Consider the following 6,567-nt stretch of genomic DNA (forward strand, 5'->3'; position numbering starts at 1 on the left):
TGTCTGTGGTTCGACCCGAAGTGGCTACCCCGTGGCGGTACTCGAACCCCGTCTCGACGGGGTGAACGGGCCGCCGGCTCGAGGCCGACGACGCACCCGCCGCTGCCCCTGCCGCCGTGGGCCGGTGAACGCGAAGCCCCCACGGACGACCCTAGGCCGGTCGAGGGGGCTGGTGGCGTAGCGGACCGTACGTGGCGGGGGGTCAGGCCCTCCCCCGCGACACCGCCCGGATCACCGCCTCGCTGCGCGCCCGCGCCCGGGTCTCCGAGGCGCGTTCGGCGAGGGCGCGGACGATGTCCTCGCCGGCCTGGACGCCGCGGGCGGTCAGGGCCGTGACCTGCTCGGCGGCCCAGCCGGTGTCGGCGAGTTCGCCGTGGCCGGGGCGCCAGCCCTGGTCGGCGGCGAGGAGGAGGTCGGCGTCGAGGAGGGAGTCGCCGGCGGCGAGGACCTCGCCGGTTTCGGCGCGACGGGCGACCTCGGCGATGGCCGCGCTCTTGGTGAGCGGCTTGGGGACGGCGTAGATCTTGCGGCCCTGGAGGGAGACGTTCCAGCCGCGCGGCTCGGCCCAGTCGGTGAGCTCCTTGACGTAGCCCTCGGGCAGGAGTTCGCGCTCCACGACCAGGTACGCGAAGAGGTCCTCGGCCACCCGCTCCTTCAGCAGCCACGCCGGGTCGGCGGTGGCGGTGAGGTGGCCGCGGACCTCCTCCAGCGAGGCGCAGTCGGCGGCCAGCCGGCCCCGTACGGCCCGGTGCCAGTCGACGTCGGGCTCGCCGTCGACCAGCAGGTGGCCGCCGTTGGCGCAGACCGCGTATGCGGGGGCGGGGCCGGGCAGGTGGATGCGGGCGTACTGCTCGCGGGTGCGGGTGGTGGTCGGCACGAAGACGGAGGTGCGAGCCAGCTCCGCGAGCAGGCCGGCGGCGGTCTCCGTCATGTACGACAGCGGCTTGTGCTGGTACAGCTCCACGCAGAGCAGCCGGGGCGCCTCGGCGTCCGGCATCTCCAGGCCGAGCGCGGCCGACGAGTAGATGAGGGTCCGGTCCAGGTCGCTGGCGATGAGCACGGTCATTCCCCCGCCGCCTCTCGCCCGGCCGCGGCGACGGCCTTGCCGTCCGCCCCGGTGGCTCCCCTCGTATAGCGGGGGTGGATCAGGCCGACACACGAGTACGGCAGGCCCTCCACCTCCTCCACCGGCACACCGCGCTGCTCGGCGAGCAGCCGCACATGGTCCAGGTCGGCACCCGCGCCCGGGGCGGCCAGGATCTTCCAGGGCACCCGGCGCAGCAGCACCCGCGTCGTCTCGCCGACACCGGGCTTGACCAGGTTCACGTCGTGGATGCCGTACTCCTCGCTGATCCGCTCCACCGCGGCCCAGCCCTCCCAGGTGGGGGTGCGGTCGGCGGCGGCGAGCTCCTTGACCTCCAGCGCGACGTCGGCGGCCACGTCGTCGAAGCGGGCCGCGACCGTGTCGATGAACAGCCCGGAGACATCCGCCTCGGCCAGCTCGCGGTAGAACTTCGCGCCGTGGAAGTCGCCGGGGCCGACCAGGTCGGCGCGCAGCACGGTGCGTGAGACCAGGCCCGAGACGGTGGAGTTCAGGCACGCGGAGGGGATGAGGAAGTCGTCGCGGGTGCCGTACGTCCGCACGCACCGGCCGGGGTCGGCCAGCACGACCATGCGCGGGTCGAAGCCGTCCAGGCCCTCGGCGGCGAGCTCCGCGACCGCCGCCGCCAGCTCGCGGGTGATCGCGCCCTTGCCGGTCCAGCCGTCGACGAACACCACATCGGCCGGGTCGTGGTGGTCCGCCAGCCAGCGCAGCGCCTCCGTGTCGATGCCCCGGCCGCGCACGATCGAGATCGCGTAGTGCGGCAGGTCCAGGCCGTGCGCGTGCAGCGCCCAGCGGCGCATCAGCACCCCGACCGGGGTGCCCGCGCGGGCCAGCGAGACCAGCACCGGACGCGGGGAGCGCTCGGCGAGCACGGTCTCGGTGACCGTGCCGACCGCGCGGGCGATCCGGGTGGCCGAGGCGTCCAGCGCGGAGCGGAAGAGCGCCTGGTACGCCTCGCTCGGCTGGTACTCCACGGGCAGCGACTCGGCGTAGTGCGCCCCGCCGCTCTGGATCGCCTCCTCCCGCTCCTCGGTGGGCGCCTCCAGGGTGACGTCGGAGAAGTCCTGGAGCAGCCAGCCGACGTCGTCGGGGGCGTAGGAGGAGAAGTCGGGTCCGCGGAGGGGTCCACGGCGCGGTTCTGACATCACTGGGCCTGTCGTTCGGGGACGGTCGGGACTTCAGGGATGTGGGGGGTGTAGGAGGGGACCACGGCGAGCAGCACCTGGTCGGTGTGGGGCGCCAGCCGGTCGAGGAGCCCGCCGGCGGCGTGCAGCTCCGGGGTGTCGGCGGTCGAGTCCACGACGGCCACGACCGCGTCGAAGCGGCGTGCGGGGTCGGCGCCCGGCGCCACGTTGTACGCGTAGCGCTCCCCCGGGCCGTCGGCCGGCGCGTCATGGGCGGGGAAGGTCAGCCGGGTACGGATGGCGTAGCCGGGGTCGTCGACGGCCAGCACCGGTGACCGCGTCGTCGTGGAGTACCGGACGTCGACGCCGTCCGGCAGTACGTCCGCCAGCGCCTCCGCCAGCCGCAGCGGCGCGTACATCAGCTCCTCGAAGCCGAGGACCAGGACCCGGCGGGCCCCGGCCGGCGACGAGTCCGCGGCCGCCTGCGCCGCCGGCGCCGCCGGCAGGGCCTCGGCGATCCGCGCCGCCATCCGCGGCAGCTCGGCCTCCAGCTTCTCTCGGTGCGCGGGCGTGAAGCCGTGCCGACCGCCGTCGGGCAGCCCGACCGGCCAGCCGGGGTCGACCCGGGTGAGTCGTCCCGCGCCGTCCCCGGACTCCGCCGCGCCGGAGGTCTCCGACCCGGCGGGGTCGACGGGCACCTCGTGCGCCGCCACCAGCTCCTGCCCTCGCTCGAGCACGCCGTCCGGCAGCGACACCGTGCCGGACGCCAGGGCGACCAGGTCGACGCGGGCGCCGAGGTCCGCCGCGAACGCGTCCAGCCGGTCGCGGTCCGCCGCCGACCTCATGTCCACGAGGGCCACCACCACATACCGGTCGCGGGGGTAGCGCGCGTGCAGCGCGGCGATCGTGTTGAGCACGGTCCTGCCGGTCGAGAACTCGTCGTCGACCAGGACCAGGGGGCCGCTGCCGGCCAGCAGCTCAGGGTCCTCGGGCAGCAGCAGATGGGAGGTGGCGTGGCTGTGCTCCTCCTCGAAGCCGCCGACCGGTCGGACGCCGGCGACGGGGCGGCGGGTGGAGTGCAGGTAGGGGGCGAGGGCCAGGCCGTCCGCGACACTGTGGCCGAGGCCGGTGGCGGTCTCGGCGTAGCCCAGCACCACGGCGCGGGCGGCGGCCTCGTCGCCGAGCAGCTCGCGGACCCGGCGGCCCAGGGCCAGCCCGGTGCCGTACACGGTCCGCGGGTGCCGCGGCACATGCTTGCCGAGCACGTTGGAGACCAGCAGATGGGCCCGTCGGGGGTTGCGCCGCAGGGCGAGGCCGAGCAGGTCGCGCAACTCGGGGCCGCCGTCCAGGCCGACGCCCAGCCGGTCGGCCACCCACTGGCCGGACCACACCGTGCCGTCGCCGTTTCCGCCGTCGCCGGTCGCCCCGGTCGGTCCCGCCATCCCGGTCACCTCCGCCGTTCCCTTCTCGTCGTCCCCCGCGCTCATACGTCCCGCAGCCCCGCGCTGAGCAGCTCCACGAAGCTCACGTCCTCCCGCGCCACGCCGAACACCTCGGCGCGGAGCATGATCCGCTCCGCCCAGGCGCGGTGCGGCTTCACCTCGTTCATCTTGTTGGTGTACGCGGAACGCAGCACACCGCCCCCGTCGCGTTCGGGTTCGAGGATGTCGCTGGCGTCGCTGAACTCCTCGTGGCTGACCACGGACAGCGCGTGCACGGGCGCCACATGGGAGGGGTGGATGCAGGTCTTGCCCTGGAGTCCGTTGGCGCGGTCGAGCTCGATCTCGCGCAGCAGGCCGTCCATGTCGTGCTCGATGAGGGCCGCGCGCACCTCCTCGGCCCGGCCCAGGAAGGGGCTGCGTCGCAGCTGGGGCTTGAACATGCGCTCGTGGGGTTTGAAGTACTCCCACACCGGGCCGGTCACGGTGAAGCCGGTGCCGTCCGCGCGGCCCAGCACGTTCACCACGTCCGCGATCACCGAGGCGACGAGCTGGACGTCGTACGCGGTCATGTCGGGCGCCCGGCGCAGCCCGTACGCGGAGCAGAAGTCGGTCACGCCCAGGCGCAGCGCCAGCACCCGGTCGCGGTACTTGTCGACGGTGCGGGCGATGCCGCCGAGGGTGTCGGTGCGGGTCTCCAGGTGCAGCAGTTCGGGTGATTCGAGGACCGGCATGGCGAAGAGCCGGCGCCCGTCCAGCGCGTCGACCGTTTCGGGCGTCTCCGCGGATATCAGGGCGTCCAGGAAGGGGACGCCGCGCTCCTCGGTGAACTTCGGCAGTACGAATCCGGACAGCAGCCGCACGGCCGGTCCGAGGCGCCGTACGAGGTCGGCTATCTGCTCCGGGGTCCGCACCCGGATGAACAAAAGGGGCAGAGAATCCGCGGAGTCGCGCGCGGCGAGCTCCGAGAACTGCCGTACCAGGTTCTCCTCGGCCGCCGCCACCTCGCGGTCGTCGATCGAGTCCTCCAGGCACAGGACCATGGACACAACGCCGTGACCTGCTTGTTTGACGATGTCCTCGGCCAGCCGGGGGCGGGTGGCGGGGCTGTAGAGGGTGGCGCCGAGGGCCACGGCGAGGGTGCGCGCCGGGGAGTGCGCGCTGAATTCTCCAGGCTGCCGATGGAACAGCTTGCTCCGCAATCCCTCCGGCAGATGCCTGAAATGTTGCATATATATCCCCGTCCTACCGGTGCCCTCCACCGTCGGTACCGGCCCTGAGCATGGCCGATTATCGTACGTCCAGTGGCGGGTCAAGAGTTCCCCAAGTACGTGAAAATCAAGTAACTCATATGAGTCGCTGGAGTGTCCCGCTCCACCCCCGCCGCTCCACCCCGCCGCGCCGCCCCACGGCCCGCGTCAGCGCCCCGGTGCCGGCCCGCCCCACCACTCCCACCCCGCTGCGTTCGCCCCCGCCCACCCCGCTGCGTTACCCCCGCCCACCCCCCTGTGTTGTCCCCTCCCACCCCCTGCGTTGTCCCCGCCCCCTCGAGGAAGGCAGGATTGCGGCCATGACGCACGCGATGTCGAAGGGATCGAACATCCCACTGGAGGCCACGGCCGTACGGGTCGTCCTGCGCTGGACCCCCGGCCCGGAGGTGCCCGACGTGGACGCCTCCGCGCTGTTGCTGGCCGCCGACGGCCGCGTGCGCTCCGACGACGACTTCGTCTTCTACAACCAGCCCCGGCACCCCTCCGGGCTGGTCCGGCACCTGCCGAAGAAGCGGCTCCCCGAGGGCCTCACGGACACCGTCGAGGCGGATCTGTCGGCCCTGGAGCGGGGCGTGGACCGGGTGGTACTGGCCGCCTCCGCCGACGGCGGCCCCTTCGGCCGCGTCACCGACCTGTGCCTGCGGCTCCACGACGCCGCGGCCCCGGCGGGCGCCGAGCCCCTGGCGGTCTTCGAGGTCACCGCGGAGACCGGCAAGGAGACCGCCATGATCTGCGGCGAGCTCTACCGCCGCGGGGACGCGTGGAAGTTCCGGGCCCTGGGCCAGGGCTATGAGTCCGGGCTGGTCGGGCTCGCCACCGAGTTCGGCATCTCGGTCGACGACGAGGACGCGGGCGCCGGCGCGGGCACCGCTGTGAGGTCGGGTCCGAGCACCGCGACGCCCGCCCCCGACTCCCCGGCGAGCGGCACGACCGCGGGGAGCGATTCCGTGGCGCCCGGTTCCGTGACGCCCGACGCGGCCTCGGCCGCCACGGTGGCCACGCCCGGGCCCCAGCAGGGACAGGTGCCGCACACCTCCCCCACGCCGCCGCCCGTGCCCGTACCGCCGACCGGGGCCACCACCCAGCCCTTCCCGGCCCCCGCGCCGACACCGACCCCGGCGCCCGGCTACGGCGAGGACGCCTGGGGCCCGGCCGCCCCGCAGCCCGCCGCGGCCTCCTCCGGCTACGGCTACCCGCCGGCGCCCCCCGCGCCCCCGGCAGGACCGCCGCCGGCGCAGCCCACCTACGGCTACCCCCAGCAGGCCCCGCCGCCGCCCGCCGCCCCGCCCGGCCAACAGCCCGCGCAGCAGCCCGGCTACGGCTATCCGCAGCCCCCCGCCTACGGCTACCCCCAGCAGGCCCAGCCCACGGCTCCGCCGGTGCCCGACCCGTCCTTCCGGCTGCCGCCGCAGGGGCCGCAGTTCCAGCAGCGCTAGCTGTATTGCCCTGTGAGGTTGGGGACGCGGCTGGCGGGTGGTTGGCCTTTCAGCGCGGTGTGTCCGCGGTGGTGATTGTAGGTGTGCAGCCATTCGCCGAAGGCCGCGCGTCGTTCTTGCTCTGAGTGGTAGGGGCGGGCGTAGGCCCACTCCTCCAGCAGGGTGCGGTTGAAGCGTTCGACCTTGCCGTTG

The 6,567-nt window shown here is 74.1% G+C and carries 6 protein-coding genes; 1 reads left to right on the forward strand and 5 read right to left on the reverse strand.

What is annotated here, in order from left to right; genetic code table 11:
- Positions 1 to 202: 202 nt before the first annotated feature.
- Genes CD790_RS25170 through CD790_RS25180 form a run of 4 tightly spaced genes read right to left on the reverse strand, consistent with a single transcriptional unit; the run spans position 203 to position 4,900 of the window.
- Positions 203 to 1,066, reverse strand: a complete 864-nt coding sequence (locus tag CD790_RS25170) for an HAD family hydrolase (protein WP_144385606.1) — start codon at positions 1,064 to 1,066, stop codon at positions 203 to 205.
- The gene (locus CD790_RS36980) at positions 1,063 to 2,250 is read right to left on the reverse strand and encodes a cysteine protease StiP family protein (protein ID WP_399218189.1); all 1,188 of its coding nucleotides are present in this window, start codon (positions 2,248 to 2,250) and stop codon (positions 1,063 to 1,065) included. The genes CD790_RS25170 and CD790_RS36980 overlap by 4 nt, the downstream gene beginning before the upstream one ends.
- Positions 2,250 to 3,671: a phosphoribosyltransferase family protein gene (locus CD790_RS36985; protein ID WP_399218190.1), complete on the reverse strand. Its 1,422-nt coding sequence runs from the start codon at positions 3,669 to 3,671 to the stop codon at positions 2,250 to 2,252. Before CD790_RS36985 ends, CD790_RS36980 begins: the two co-directional genes overlap by 1 nt.
- 41 nt (positions 3,672 to 3,712) lie before the next feature.
- On the reverse strand, positions 3,713 to 4,900 hold the full coding sequence (locus tag CD790_RS25180; protein WP_144385607.1) for an HpcH/HpaI aldolase/citrate lyase family protein: 1,188 nt from the start codon (positions 4,898 to 4,900) through the stop codon (positions 3,713 to 3,715).
- 338 nt (positions 4,901 to 5,238) lie between these two features.
- On the opposite strand from CD790_RS25180, the gene CD790_RS25185 reads away from it, so the two are divergent.
- On the forward strand, positions 5,239 to 6,375 hold the full coding sequence (locus tag CD790_RS25185) for a TerD family protein (RefSeq protein WP_144385608.1): 1,137 nt from the start codon (positions 5,239 to 5,241) through the stop codon (positions 6,373 to 6,375).
- Here CD790_RS25185 and CD790_RS25190 read toward each other — a convergent pair.
- A partial coding sequence (locus CD790_RS25190; RefSeq protein ID WP_144385609.1) for an integrase core domain-containing protein occupies positions 6,372 to 6,567 on the reverse strand: 196 nt, incomplete at its 5' end. The genes CD790_RS25185 and CD790_RS25190 overlap by 4 nt on opposite strands.

It is taken from the genome of Streptomyces sp. SAJ15, from assembly GCF_007595705.1.
Taxonomy (GTDB): domain Bacteria; phylum Actinomycetota; class Actinomycetes; order Streptomycetales; family Streptomycetaceae; genus Streptomyces.

What these genes read in the sequence shown, in the direction of transcription:
- CD790_RS25170 (WP_144385606.1), bottom strand. Translation starts at nt 1,066, where the DNA reads ATGACCGTGCTCATCGCCAGCGACCTGGACCGGACCCTCATCTACTCG.
- CD790_RS36980 (WP_399218189.1), bottom strand. Translation starts at nt 2,250, where the DNA reads ATGTCAGAACCGCGCCGTGGACCCCTCCGCGGACCCGACTTCTCCTCC.
- CD790_RS36985 (WP_399218190.1), bottom strand. Translation starts at nt 3,671, where the DNA reads ATGGCGGGACCGACCGGGGCGACCGGCGACGGCGGAAACGGCGACGGC.
- CD790_RS25180 (WP_144385607.1), bottom strand. Translation starts at nt 4,900, where the DNA reads ATGCAACATTTCAGGCATCTGCCGGAGGGATTGCGGAGCAAGCTGTTC.
- CD790_RS25185 (WP_144385608.1), top strand. Translation starts at nt 5,239, where the DNA reads ATGACGCACGCGATGTCGAAGGGATCGAACATCCCACTGGAGGCCACG.